Origin of the sequence: Achromobacter sp. ACM03 (assembly GCF_014851665.1) — a bacterium.
Classification (GTDB): Bacteria; Pseudomonadota; Gammaproteobacteria; order Burkholderiales; family Burkholderiaceae_B; genus Achromobacter; species Achromobacter aegrifaciens.
Window position 1 is genome coordinate 249,215 of the sequence record NZ_JACVAD010000002.1, and the last position, 12,502, is coordinate 261,716.

12 protein-coding genes are annotated in these 12,502 nt (G+C 64.1%); all 12 read left to right on the forward strand.

Annotated features, from left to right (window positions below):
* Positions 1–357: 357 nt before the first annotated feature.
* Positions 358–774 carry an ATP synthase subunit I gene (locus tag IB257_RS09420; protein WP_367648175.1) on the forward strand — a complete coding sequence of 139 codons (417 nt, stop codon included), beginning with the start codon at positions 358–360 and terminating at the stop codon, positions 772–774.
* 82 nt (positions 775–856) lie between these two features.
* A complete protein-coding gene (gene atpB / locus IB257_RS09425; protein WP_054455191.1) occupies positions 857–1,738 on the forward strand; it encodes a F0F1 ATP synthase subunit A in 882 nt (293 codons plus the stop codon).
* Between the two features lie 118 nt (positions 1,739–1,856).
* On the forward strand, positions 1,857–2,099 hold the full coding sequence (gene atpE, locus IB257_RS09430) for a F0F1 ATP synthase subunit C (protein WP_003815363.1): 243 nt from the start codon (positions 1,857–1,859) through the stop codon (positions 2,097–2,099).
* A 144-nt stretch (positions 2,100–2,243) separates the two neighbouring features.
* The gene (locus IB257_RS09435; protein ID WP_013391129.1) at positions 2,244–2,714 is read left to right on the forward strand and encodes a F0F1 ATP synthase subunit B; all 471 of its coding nucleotides are present in this window, start codon (positions 2,244–2,246) and stop codon (positions 2,712–2,714) included.
* 12 nt (positions 2,715–2,726) lie between these two features.
* The gene (locus tag IB257_RS09440; protein WP_054455189.1) at positions 2,727–3,266 is read left to right on the forward strand and encodes a F0F1 ATP synthase subunit delta; all 540 of its coding nucleotides are present in this window, start codon (positions 2,727–2,729) and stop codon (positions 3,264–3,266) included.
* A gap of 28 nt (positions 3,267–3,294) precedes the next feature.
* Positions 3,295–4,836 carry a F0F1 ATP synthase subunit alpha gene (atpA, locus tag IB257_RS09445; protein WP_054455187.1) on the forward strand — a complete coding sequence of 514 codons (1,542 nt, stop codon included), beginning with the start codon at positions 3,295–3,297 and terminating at the stop codon, positions 4,834–4,836.
* Between the two features lie 98 nt (positions 4,837–4,934).
* Complete coding sequence (atpG, locus tag IB257_RS09450) at positions 4,935–5,840, forward strand: F0F1 ATP synthase subunit gamma (RefSeq protein ID WP_054455186.1); 906 nt, start codon at positions 4,935–4,937, stop codon at positions 5,838–5,840.
* Positions 5,841–5,883: 43 nt separating this feature from the next.
* A complete protein-coding gene (gene atpD / locus IB257_RS09455; RefSeq protein ID WP_054455184.1) occupies positions 5,884–7,284 on the forward strand; it encodes a F0F1 ATP synthase subunit beta in 1,401 nt (466 codons plus the stop codon).
* 9 nt (positions 7,285–7,293) lie between these two features.
* Positions 7,294–7,719 carry a F0F1 ATP synthase subunit epsilon gene (locus tag IB257_RS09460; protein WP_013391134.1) on the forward strand — a complete coding sequence of 142 codons (426 nt, stop codon included), beginning with the start codon at positions 7,294–7,296 and terminating at the stop codon, positions 7,717–7,719.
* A gap of 251 nt (positions 7,720–7,970) precedes the next feature.
* Positions 7,971–8,783: a helix-turn-helix domain-containing protein gene (locus IB257_RS09465; RefSeq protein WP_192492532.1), complete on the forward strand. Its 813-nt coding sequence runs from the start codon at positions 7,971–7,973 to the stop codon at positions 8,781–8,783.
* A gap of 174 nt (positions 8,784–8,957) precedes the next feature.
* Positions 8,958–10,031: a uroporphyrinogen decarboxylase gene (hemE, locus tag IB257_RS09470; RefSeq protein WP_054455182.1), complete on the forward strand. Its 1,074-nt coding sequence runs from the start codon at positions 8,958–8,960 to the stop codon at positions 10,029–10,031.
* Between the two features lie 304 nt (positions 10,032–10,335).
* On the forward strand, positions 10,336–12,423 hold the full coding sequence (locus IB257_RS09475; protein ID WP_192492221.1) for a primosomal protein N': 2,088 nt from the start codon (positions 10,336–10,338) through the stop codon (positions 12,421–12,423).
* Positions 12,424–12,502: the final 79 nt, after the last annotated feature.

Consider the following 12,502-nt stretch of genomic DNA (forward strand, 5'->3'; position numbering starts at 1 on the left):
CGAGGGGTGATTCGCGTCCCTAATTTCGGCCGATCCAAGCGTTGTTTGCGCCTTACAAACGGCCGAAAGTTCATTTGCTAGGGTAAAAAGAATCACGCTATACTCTGCGGGTTTGACGCTTGCGGGATAAGAACACGTAGCGGCTGACAAGTAGCGGGCACGGTGTTGATGAGCCTTTTGAAATCAACGACTTGGCGCCGGCTATGGGGGCAGCTACGGGCAGCGAGACGCGCCGGTTCTGATAGGGGCAAAGAAGCAAAGCGAGGAAGTTTGATGCAACAGAACTCCATGCAGCATGAAGTGCGGCAGGGTCCGGTTGACGGTCAGGGTCAGCAGCAAGCAATGTTTGACCACGACATGACGGATAAAGTTCTGGTTCTCAGTGACGCGGATCGCGCGGCGCTGAATGCTCAAGCTAGCCGCGGGCTCCTGTTGGCATTGGCAGCGCAAGGTGCCATGGGGCTCGCAGCAGCAGTAATTGCGGGGGTTGTCGGAGGGGCGGCGGCAGGTTGGTCGGCGCTGGCGGGGGCGGGAGCGTATTTCATTCCCAATGCGTTGTTCGCATTGCGCCTGGCTGTCAGCGTACGGGCCGGTAAGGCCAGTCCCTTTACCTTTCTCTCTGGTGAGTTGATCAAGTTGTTCGCAACGGCGCTGCTGTTGTGGCTGCTTTCGCGTGTGACGCAGGATAGCCTCGTATGGCCTGCCGCGTTGCTCGGTCTGATACTCACATTGAAGGGCTATCTCCTGCTCTTGATGTTCCGCAAGTTGTCATAGCGCCGAGCAGGTTTACGGCAAACGAAATCGTGGAATCGTCCGGTTCGCAAGGGCCGGGCACAGCAAATAGGGTAGGATTCAAATGGCTGCTGCCAGCGACGTGTCGCCTCAGTCCGCGTATATTCAGCACCACCTGGTGCATCTGAACAATACGGGTGAGAAACAGAGCGCTATCGCTCAGTTCGACATCATCAACTACGACTCGTTGTTCTGGTCGGGCCTGATGGGTCTGATCGTCATTTTCTTCCTGTGGCGCGCTGCGCGCCGCGCCACCAGTGGCGTGCCGGGCCGTTTCCAGGCCTTCGTGGAAATGATCGTCGACATGGTCGACGACCAGGCCAAGGGCATCGTCCACAACGCCAAGAGCCGTCTTTTCATTGCCCCGCTGGCGCTCACCGTGTTCCTCTGGATCATCCTGATGAACGCGCTGGACCTGCTGCCCGTCGACCTGCTGCCCTCCATCTGGCGCCTGACCGGCCTGGGCGCTGAGCACGGCGATCCGCTCTACTACCACCGCATTCTGCCGACCGCCGACCTGAACGTGCCGATGGGCATGTCGCTGGGCGTGCTGCTGCTGATGTTCTACTACGGCATCAAGATCAAGCACCCGGGCGGCTTCGTCAAGGAACTGTTCACCGCGCCGTTCCACGCGCACGGCATCGGCGCCATCGTGCTGGCCCCGTTCAACCTGCTGCTGAACCTGATCGAATACGCCGCCAAGTCCGTGTCGCTGGGCATGCGGTTGTTCGGCAACATGTTCGCCGGCGAACTGATTTTCATGCTGATCGCCCTGCTGGGCGGCGCCTGGACCGGCTTCAACGGCGCCAGCATCGGCCTGGGCATCGGCCACATCCTGGCCGGCTCCATCTGGGCGATCTTCCACATCCTGATCGTTCTGCTGCAGGCCTTCATCTTCATGATGCTGACGCTGGTGTACCTCGGCCAGGCTCACGAAGGCCACTGATCCCCCGAATTTCCCGTGCTGGCCACCCGGCCAGCATGGGATAGCAAGATTATCTTGCATTGAGCAGTACCCCTTATTTTTCAATTTTTGACTTCAGATTTCTAACCAAGGAGTTGTCATGACCAACGTCGCTTTCGTTGCCCTCGCTTGCGGTCTTATCATCGGTCTGGGCGCTATCGGCGCTTGCATCGGCATCGCACTGATGGGCGGCAAGTATCTGGAAGCCTCGGCTCGTCAGCCTGAACTGATGAACGCTCTGCAAACGAAGATGTTCCTGCTGGCTGGCCTGATCGACGCGGCATTCCTGATCGGCGTGGGTATCGCCATGCTGTTCGCCTTCGCCAACCCGTTCGTCGGCTAAGGCACCGCCCGCCGGCGAAAAGGCGGGTCATGACGCTGGCGGCGATGTGGGTGCAAGCTCCGTCGCCGACTAGCAAAGTATCGAGTGCTCCGTGACGCCCCTTTCCGGGTGCGGTCGGAGCCGCAAGGTGTTAAAGGAACGACCGTGAATCTGAACGCGACGATCATTTTCCAGATGCTCGTGTTCTTCGTTCTTGGCTGGTTCACGATGAAATTCGTGTGGCCTCCCCTGACGAAGGCGATGGACGAGCGCCGCCAGAAAATCGCCGACGGCCTGGCCGCCGCCGAGAAGGGCAAAGCCGATTTGGCTCAAGCCCAGGCGCGCGTCAGTCTGATCGAGGCTTCTGCCAAGTCCGAAAACCACGCCCGCATCATCGAGGCCGAGAAGCAAGCCGCCTCCCTGATCGAGCAGGCCCGCCGTGAAGCGGAAGCCGAACGCGCCCGCATCGTGGCGCAGGCTGCCCAGGATGCCGCGCAGGAAGTCCAGCGCGCCCGCGACCTGCTGCGCGACGACGTCGCTGCGCTGGCCGTCAAGGGTGCTGAACAGATCCTCAAGCGCGAGGTTGACGCCCGCGCACACGCCGAGCTGCTCAACCAGCTCCGCGCGCAGCTTTAATCCGGGACCGTCATGGCTGAACTTTCCACTGTTGCCCGGCCCTACGCTGAAGCGCTCTTCAGCGCGGCGCGCGACGACCGCGCCGGCTTGCCGGCCTGGTCCGATCTGGTCAGCGAACTGGCTCAGGTCGCCTCCAACCCCGACGTGCGCGAGGCCATGGCCGACCCGCGTCTGGGCGACAAGCAGCGCGTCGAGCTGTTCTCCGGCCTGGTAAAGGCCGAACTGCCTCAAGCCGCCCGCAATTTCATCGAGCTGCTGGTCGAAAACGACCGGCTGCTGCTGCTGCCCGACATCGCCGCGCAATTCGCGGTGCTGCGGAATCGTCACGACGGCACGGCGCAGGCGGAAATTACCAGCGCGTTCGAAATGAGCGATGCCCAGGTCAAAGAACTGGTCAGCGCGCTCGAACAAAAATTCGGCCTCAAGCTCAAGCCCAGCGTCACCGTTGATCCGTCGCTGATCGGCGGCGTGCGCGTGGCCGTCGGTGACCAGGTGCTCGATACTTCCGTACAAGCCCAATTGGCCCGCATGCGCGATCAGCTCGCCGCTTAAGGCAACTAACAGGATTCCAGGAGTCAATATGCAACTCAATCCCTCCGAGATCAGCGAACTGCTCAAGAGCCGCATCGAGGGCCTGGGCGCTTCGGCTGATGTCCGTACTCAGGGCACCGTCGTGTCCGTGACCGACGGTATTACCCGCATCCACGGCTTGTCCGACGTGATGCAGGGCGAAATGCTCGAATTCCCCAACAACGTTTTCGGTCTGGCGCTCAACCTCGAGCGTGATTCCGTCGGCGCCGTTATTCTCGGCGACTACACCGGCGTTTCCGAAGGCGACCAGGTCAAGACGACCGGCCGCATTCTGGAAGTTCCGGTCGGTCCCGAACTGAAAGGCCGCGTGGTCAACACGCTGGGCGAGCCGATCGACGGCAAGGGCCCGGTCAACGCCAAGGCCACCGACATCATCGAAAAAGTGGCGCCTGGCGTTATCGCCCGCCGCTCGGTGTCGCAGCCGCTGCAAACCGGCATCAAGGCTATCGACTCGATGGTGCCGATCGGCCGCGGCCAGCGCGAACTGATCATTGGCGACCGCCAGACCGGCAAGACCGCCGTCGCTGTCGACACGATCATCAGCCAGAAGGGCAAGGGCGTCACCTGCGTGTACGTCGCTATCGGCCAGAAGGCTTCGACGATCAACAACGTGGTGCGCAAGCTGGAAGAGCACGGCGCGATGGAATACACCATCGTCGTGGCCGCTTCGGCCTCCGACTCGGCCGCCATGCAGTACCTGGCCGCCTACGCCGGCTGCACGATGGGCGAATACTTCCGCGACCGCGGCGAAGACGCCCTGATCGTTTATGACGACCTGACCAAGCAAGCCTGGGCCTATCGCCAAGTGTCGCTGCTGCTGCGCCGTCCGCCGGGCCGTGAAGCCTATCCGGGCGACGTGTTCTACCTGCACTCGCGCCTGCTGGAACGCGCTGCCCGCGTGAACGAAGAGTACGTCGAGAAGTTCACCAACGGCGCCGTCAAGGGCAAGACCGGCTCGCTGACCGCGCTGCCGATCATCGAAACCCAGGCAGGCGACGTGTCGGCCTTCGTTCCGACCAACGTGATCTCGATCACCGACGGCCAGATCTTCCTGGAAACCGACCTGTTCAACGCCGGTGTCCGCCCCGCAATCAACGCCGGTATCTCGGTGTCGCGTGTGGGTGGCGCTGCTCAGACCAAGGTCGTCAAGAAGCTGTCCGGCGGTATCCGTACCGACTTGGCGCAGTACCGTGAACTGGCCGCCTTCGCGCAGTTCGCTTCCGACCTGGACGACGCGACCCGTCGCCAGCTGGAACGCGGCAAGCGCGTGGTGGAACTGCTCAAGCAGCCGCAATACCAGCCGCTGCAAGTGTGGGAACTGGCCGTCACGCTGTACACGGTCAACAACGGCTACCTGGATGAAGTGGACGTGGCCCAAGTGCTGTCGTTCGAGAAGTCGCTGAAGGATCAACTGAAGGCCAAGCATGCGGCCCTGATCCAGCGCATCGAAGACACCAAGGAACTGTCCAAGGATGACGAAGCCGAATTGGCCGCCGCCATCCAGGAATTCAAGAAGCACGGTGCTTTTTAAGAAAGTGATGGGTTAGGCGTCCGCGACGCCTCACCCATCCTTCCCGGATGGATGAGGCGCCAGCGGAACCCATCGGCCAGTCTTCACAGGAAAGCGCAATGCCCGGAATTAAGGAAATCCGAACCAAGATCAAGAGCGTGCAAAACACGCGCAAGATCACCAAGGCGATGGAAATGGTCGCCGCATCCAAGATGCGCAAGGCGCAGGAGCGGATGCGTGCTGGCCGTCCGTATGCCACCAAGGTGCGCGAGATTGCTGCGCACCTGATGCAGGCCAACCCCGAGTACAGCCACCCGTACCTGGTCGAACGCGAAGTCAAGGCGGTCGGCGTGATCATGGTCACGACCGACAAGGGCCTGTGCGGCGGCTTGAACACCAACATCACCCGCGTGACGTTGGGCAAGCTGAAAGAGTTCGAGAAGAACGGCATCGCCGTGCAAGCGACCGCTTTCGGCAACAAGGGCGTGGGCGTGCTGACCCGCATCGGCGCCAAACTGGTTTCCCAGGAAGTGCAACTGGGCGACAAGCCGCAACTCGACCGCCTGCTGGGCGCGATCAAGGTGCAGCTGGACGCCTACCTGGAAGGCCGCATCGACGCGCTGTACGTGGCCTCGACCCGCTTCGTCAACACGATGAAGCAGGAGCCGTTGTTCTTGCGCCTGCTGCCTCTGGCCAGCGGTTTGGATGATCCGTACCAGACGGGCGCTGATAGCCTGGCCAAGACCTCGGAAGTGAAGTCGGACTACAGCTGGGATTACATCTACGAACCCGACGCCCGTAGCGTGATCGACGACCTGCTGCAGCGTTACGTTGAAGGCCTGCTGTACCAAGCCGTGGCCGAGAACATGGCTTCGGAGCAGTCGGCCCGGATGGTCGCCATGAAGGCGGCGTCGGACAACGCCAAGAAGGTCATCGGCGATCTGCAACTGGTCTACAACAAGACCCGTCAGGCCGCGATCACCAAAGAAATTTCGGAAATCGTAGGGGGCGCTGCCGCCGTTTGAGGCAGGCAGCATCCCGTCAAAAGCTATCAAGCAAGGAATCGACATGAGCAACGGAACCATCGTTCAGTGCATCGGCGCCGTGGTGGATATTCAGTTCCCCCGCGATCAAATGCCCAAGATCTACGAAGCGCTTACCCTGGCCGACGAGGGTTCCTCGTTCGCCGAAAAGGGTCTGACGCTGGAAGTGCAGCAACAGCTGGGCGACGGCGTGGTGCGTACCATTGCGCTGGGCTCCAGCGACGGCCTGCGCCGCGGCATGAAGGTCACCGGCACGGGCGCCCCGATCTCGGTGCCCGTCGGCACCGGCACGCTGGGCCGCATCATGGACGTGCTGGGTCGTCCCATCGACGAAGCCGGCCCGATCCAGCACGACGAAAAGCGTGGCATTCACCAAGCGGCTCCCCGTTTCGACGAGCTGTCGCCGTCGGTGGAACTGCTGGAAACCGGCATCAAGGTTATTGACCTGGTTTGCCCGTTCGCCAAGGGCGGCAAGGTCGGCCTGTTCGGCGGCGCCGGCGTGGGCAAGACCGTCAACATGATGGAACTGATCAACAACATCGCCAAGCAGCACAGCGGCTTGTCGGTGTTCGCCGGCGTGGGCGAGCGTACCCGCGAAGGCAACGACTTCTACCACGAAATGGAAGAGTCGAACGTTCTGGACAAGGTTGCGATGGTGTTCGGTCAGATGAACGAACCCCCGGGCAACCGTCTGCGCGTGGCGCTGACCGGCCTGACCATGGCCGAGAAGTTCCGCGACGAAGGCCGCGACATCCTGTTCTTCGTGGACAACATCTACCGCTACACCCTGGCCGGTACCGAAGTGTCGGCACTGCTGGGCCGTATGCCGTCGGCAGTGGGCTACCAGCCCACGCTGGCCGAAGAAATGGGCAAGCTGCAAGAGCGCATCACGTCGACCAAGACCGGCTCGATCACCTCGATCCAGGCCGTGTACGTCCCTGCGGACGACTTGACCGACCCGTCGCCTGCCACGACCTTCCAGCATTTGGACTCCACCGTCGTGCTGTCGCGTGACATCGCCGCCCTGGGTATCTACCCGGCCGTGGACCCGCTGGATTCGTCCAGCCGCCAGCTCGACCCGCAAGTCGTGGGCGAAGAGCACTACGCCGTGGCCCGTGGCGTGCAGCAAACGCTGCAGCGCTACAAGGAACTGCGCGACATCATCGCGATTCTGGGCATGGACGAACTGTCGCCGGAAGACAAGCAGGCCGTGGCCCGCGCCCGTAAGATCCAGCGCTTCCTGTCGCAGCCGTTCCACGTTGCAGAAGTGTTCACCGGTTCGCCCGGCAAGTACGTTCCGCTGGCCGAAACCATCCGTGGTTTCAAGATGATCGTGAACGGCGAGTGCGATGCGCTGCCGGAACAGGCCTTCTACATGGTCGGCTCGATCGACGAGGCCTTCGAGAAGGCCAAGAAACTGCAATAAGGAACCGATATGGCTACCCTGCATGTGGATGTCGTCAGCGCAGAGGAAGCGATCTTCTCCGGTGAGGCGAAGTTCGTGGTGCTGCCTGGCGAAGCGGGTGAACTGGGCATTCTGCCCGGCCACACCCCGCTGATTTCGCGCATACGCCCCGGGACGGTCAAGATCGTTCGTGCCGACCAAGGCGAGGAAAACATCTTCGTCGCCGGGGGCATTCTGGAAGTGCAGCCGGGCAGCGTGACGGTTCTGGCCGACACGGCTATCCGTGCCGCCGACCTGGACGAAGCCCGCGCCCTGGAAGCGCGCCAGAAGGCCGAACAGGCCCTGGCCAACGCCAAGGACAAGGCGGACATCGCCGTGGTCGAAGCGGAACTCGCCATGCTGGCTGCGCAAGCCATCGCGGCGCGCAAGCTGCGCCAAGGCGGCCGTTCGCACTAAGCGGCGAAGCTGTGCCCCGGGGTTCGCCCCGGAATCGAAAGAAGCGGCCTCAGGGCCGCTTTTTTCATGCCTGTTTTTGTCATTGCCGAGTGAAGGTCCGCCGTCCTTTGGGCGGGCCGCAATGCGATCACTACGAATAGCTGCACGCCGGTTGCAACAGTAGCCTTCAATCTTCCTAGTCAAGCGTAGGGGGAAGCGTGCGAGAAGTCCTGGATTGCGGGGTATTGCTGGCGCCCGGCCATGATGGGCCGATGCGCGATCTGGTCGCGCTGCACCCGGCCAGGCAGACGCGCGTGCGGCTCCATCTGGTGTCGCTGAGTCCGGTGCGCTATGCGACCGCGGGCATGGCGGCGCGCGATGCCGTGTCAGGCGCGCAGACCGACGCCGACGCGCATGCCGACAGCCAGGAAGCGGACGTGCAGGCGCTGGCCCGGCTGGCGGTGGCGCTCAGGCGCTACGACTGCTGCATTCTGCCGGTGGCGCCGTCATCGCTCGCCTGGACGCGCATGGCGCTGCAACAGGCGGGCAGCGCATTGAGCACGCCGGTGCTGTTGCTGATCTCCGATGTGAAGGCGCCCGCGATCGAAGACCTGCTGAGCCTGGGCGCGTCGGATTTCATCATGCAGCCGGCCTGCCTGGAAAGCATGCGGGTGCGGCTTGGCCGCCTGGCCGGCGCGGCGCACGGGCGTGGCGCGGCGCGGGCGGATATCCGCGAGCCCACGACGGCTTATCGCGAGGCGCGGATGGAACTGGGCGCGGACGGGGCGCCGAGGCTCGCTGCGTTGCACGCCCGGGTGCCACAGGATCTGGTAGAGCAAACCTTGTCGGGCATGCGCAAACCGCATCCGCGGCCTGCGCATGAATCCTTCCGCATCGCGAAGGCGCGGGTGGTGGACGGCTTCGAGCGCGACTATATCCGGCTTGCGCTGTCGCGCCATGGCGGCAACGTGGCGCAGGCGGCGCGGGCTTGCTGCAAGCACCGGCGGGCGTTCTGGGCGCTGATGCGCAAGCACGGCATCGAGGCGGCGCCGTACCGGCAGGCCGCGCAGGAGCGGGGGGCCTGAAGCGACGGACCTGCCGGCGGTCGGTCGACGCACGGCCAGCGGGCGGGGCGCCGCGCGCGCCGCCTTGCCCCTGAAAGCGCCCCGCTTGCGCGCCGGCAAGGCCGGCGCAGAGCCTGGCTGCGACTTGTCAGCCAGGGGAAGTAAAATCACGGCTTCCGATCATCGAGGATAGTCGTGTCTGCTTCCGTACTGAAGAACGATGTGTTCTTGCGCTCGCTGCTGCGCGAGCCCGTGCCCTATACCCCGATCTGGCTGATGCGCCAGGCCGGCCGCTACCTGCCTGAATACCGCCAGACGCGGGCCCGCGCAGGTTCCTTCATGGGCCTCGCTCAGAACCCGGACTACGCCTCGGAAGTCACGCTGCAGCCGCTGGAGCGTTTCGACCTGGATGCGGCCATTCTGTTCTCGGACATCCTGACGGTGCCGCACGCCATGGGCCTGGGCCTGGACTTCGCCGAAGGCGAGGGTCCGCGCTTCGCCCGTCCGGTGCGTACCGAAGAAGACGTGGCGCGCCTGGAAGTGCCGGACATGGACAAGCTGCGCTATGTATTCGATGCCGTGCGTACGATCCGGCGCGACCTGGACGGCAAGGTGCCGCTGATCGGCTTTGCCGGCAGCCCCTGGACCATCGCTTGCTACATGGTGGAAGGCCAGGGCAGCGACGACTATCGCCTGATCAAGACGATGCTGTATGCGCGTCCCGACCTGCTGCACCGCATCCTCGAAATCAACGCCGAAGCCACGTTGCAGTACTTGAACGCGCAGATCGCCGCCGGCGCCCAAGCCGTGATGCTGTTCGACAGCTGGGGCGGCGTGCTGGCCGACGGGCTGTTCCAGCAGTTCTCGCTGGCCTACACCCGCAAGGTCGTGGCCGGGCTGACCCGCGAACACGAAGGCCGCCGCGTGCCGGCCATTGTCTTCACCAAGGGCGGCGGCCAGTGGCTGGAACAGATCGCTGCTTGCGGCGCCGATGCCGTGGGCCTGGACTGGACGGTGGATCTGGCCGCCGCGCGGCGCCGCACCGGGGACTCGGTCGCGTTCCAGGGCAACCTCGACCCCATGGCCTTGTTCGGTGGCGGACCCGCCATCCGTGCCGAGGCGCGGCGCGTGCTGGACGCGTTCGGACCGGTCGGCAAGGGCGGCCACGTGTTCAACCTGGGCCACGGCATATCCCGCTTTACTCCGCCAGAAGCCGTAGCCGAATTGGTTGATGAAGTCCACCAGCACAGCCGTTCGCTGCGAGGGTAAGTGAGTGGACGCTTCGGTCTACAGGGCCGGAGCAGGAGGGTCCCTGATGACACTTGTGCACAGCAAGATTGCCCTCGGGGAAAACCCTTTAGATGCTAGTTTACAATCTCGGAAGCTATCATAAGTCATTGTTTTAAATGGTGAAATGAGAGTTTTCAACAAGATTTCGCAAGTTTGCGCAATCTTGTCAAATTCCAATTTCCGATGTTGCTCCTGCCTTTTCCCCAAAGTTATCCACAGGCGGAAAATGGAGCGCGCCGGCATCATCCGGGATCATCCTTCTACATGCTCCGTCCTAGCACCCATGTCTGAAACGCTGTCGAACACGACCCCCGCGGTCTGCTGGGTGCGGGTGGCGCTGGACGTGCCCCTGCCGGGTCCGTTCGACTACCGCAGCGACGCGCCGGTGACGGTGGGCCTGCGGGTCATCGTGCCGTTCGGCCGCCGCAAGCTGATCGGCGTTGTGGTGGACAACCCGGCGGAGCCGTCCTTCGACCCCAAGCAGATCCGGCCGATCGAAGAGGTGCTGGATGACCTGCCGCCCTTCGACGAGGACTGGCTGCGCCTGGCCCGCTTTGCCGCTGACTACTACCAGCGGCCGCTGGGCGAGGTGATGCTGCCCACGCTGCCGCCGCCGCTGCGCAAGCCCACGGCCTACCAGGGCAAGCGCTCGGCGGGCGGACCCGTGGCGCGCCTGGACGGGCGCAAGCGCAAGACGGCGCGCGCGCCGGCCCAGGCCGACCAGCCGCCGGAGCTCAACGACGCCCAGCGCGAGGCGGTGGACGCCATAGGCGCGCTGGACGGGTTCAAGCCCGTGTTGCTGCACGGGGTGACGGGCAGCGGCAAGACCGAGGTGTACCTGCGCGCGGCCGAAAGGGTGCTGGCGGCGGGACGCCAGGTGTTGCTGATGGTGCCCGAAATCAACCTGACGCCGCAGCTCGAAGGCGCGCTGCGCGCGCGCCTGGAGGCACTCGTTGGACCGGACGGTCTGGCCGTCATGCATAGCGGCCTGTCCGATGGCGAACGCTTGCAGGCCTGGACCCGCGCCCAGCGCGGCGAGGCCCGCATGCTGCTGGGCACGCGCATGTCGGTGTTCGCGCCCTTGAGCCAGCTGGGCCTGATCGTGGTGGACGAGGAGCACGACGCGTCCTACAAGCAGCAGGACGGCTTGCGCTATTCGGCGCGCGACCTGGCGGTGTGGCGCGCCCATGACCTGAATATTCCAGTAGTGCTGGGGTCGGCCACGCCGTCCCTGGAGACTTGGCAGCATGCCGAGCGCGGGCGCTACCTGCGCCTGACCCTGCCGGGCCGGGCGCGCGCCAGCAGCCTGCCGTCCATGCGCCTGATCGACACGCGGCGCCTGCAACTGACGCAGGGCATGTCGCCGCAACTGCTGGATGCCATCGGACAGCGCCTGGAACGCAAGGAACAGTCCCTCATCTTCCTGAACCGCCGCGGCTATTCGCCGGTGCTGCATTGCCAGTCCTGCGCGTGGGTCAGCAATTGCCCGCGCTGCACTGCATTTACCGTCCTGCACCGTACCGACGGCCGCGGCCATCGCCTGCAGTGCCATCACTGCGGCTACCAGGCCCCGGTGCCGCGCGCTTGTCCCGAATGCGGCGACCAGGACCTGGCGCCCATGGGGCGCGGCACGCAGCGGGTGGAAGAACATCTGGCGGAATTGTTTCCCGAGGCGCGCATCCTGCGCATCGACGCCGACAGCACGCGCAAGAAGGGCAGCGCCGAAGCGCTGTTCGCCTCGGTGCATGCCGGCGAGGTGGACATCCTGGTGGGCACGCAGATGGTGGCCAAGGGCCACGACTTCGCGCGCCTGGGATTGGTGGGCGTGCTGAATGCGGATTCCATGTTGTTCGCGCATGACTTCCGCGCGCCCGAGCGCCTGTTCGCGCAGTTGATGCAGGTGGCGGGCCGCGCCGGCCGCCATCAAGGCAACGGCGAGGTGCTGATACAGACCAACTACCCCGAGCAGCCGGTCTATCAGGCGCTGCTGCGGCATGACTACGCGGGCTTTGCCCGCCATGCCCTGCACGAGCGGGAAAGCACCGGCCTGCCGCCTTTCGTTTACCAGGCCCTGCTGACCGCGGAGGCGCGCGAGCTGAAGGTGGCGCTGGAATTCCTGGAGCGGGCGCGGGCCTTGCCCGAGGGTGAATGGGCGGCCGATTTTCCAGGCCTGGACGCCATCATGCTGTACGACCCGGTGCCGCTGCGCGTGGTGCGCGTGGCCAATATCGAGCGCGCCCAGTTGCTGGCGGAAAGCAGCAGCCGGCCGGCTTTGCAGGCCTTCCTGGCGTCCTGGTCGCACCACCTGCCGTACCTGGCCAACGAGGCCCGCGTGCGCTGGCAACTGGAAGTCGATCCGCTGGAAATCTGATCGGCTGCGGCCGGGGCCAATGCGCCGTCGATCCGATTGTTCTATGATCTTTCTCCTCTATCGCGCCGGCGCGGCAGGC

What these genes read in the sequence shown, in the direction of transcription:
- IB257_RS09420 (WP_367648175.1), top strand. Translation starts at nt 358, where the DNA reads ATGACGGATAAAGTTCTGGTTCTCAGTGACGCGGATCGCGCGGCGCTG.
- atpB (WP_054455191.1), top strand. Translation starts at nt 857, where the DNA reads ATGGCTGCTGCCAGCGACGTGTCGCCTCAGTCCGCGTATATTCAGCAC.
- atpE (WP_003815363.1), top strand. Translation starts at nt 1,857, where the DNA reads ATGACCAACGTCGCTTTCGTTGCCCTCGCTTGCGGTCTTATCATCGGT.
- IB257_RS09440 (WP_054455189.1), top strand. Translation starts at nt 2,727, where the DNA reads ATGGCTGAACTTTCCACTGTTGCCCGGCCCTACGCTGAAGCGCTCTTC.
- atpA (WP_054455187.1), top strand. Translation starts at nt 3,295, where the DNA reads ATGCAACTCAATCCCTCCGAGATCAGCGAACTGCTCAAGAGCCGCATC.
- atpG (WP_054455186.1), top strand. Translation starts at nt 4,935, where the DNA reads ATGCCCGGAATTAAGGAAATCCGAACCAAGATCAAGAGCGTGCAAAAC.
- atpD (WP_054455184.1), top strand. Translation starts at nt 5,884, where the DNA reads ATGAGCAACGGAACCATCGTTCAGTGCATCGGCGCCGTGGTGGATATT.
- IB257_RS09460 (WP_013391134.1), top strand. Translation starts at nt 7,294, where the DNA reads ATGGCTACCCTGCATGTGGATGTCGTCAGCGCAGAGGAAGCGATCTTC.
- IB257_RS09465 (WP_192492532.1), top strand. Translation starts at nt 7,971, where the DNA reads ATGCGCGATCTGGTCGCGCTGCACCCGGCCAGGCAGACGCGCGTGCGG.
- IB257_RS09475 (WP_192492221.1), top strand. Translation starts at nt 10,336, where the DNA reads ATGTCTGAAACGCTGTCGAACACGACCCCCGCGGTCTGCTGGGTGCGG.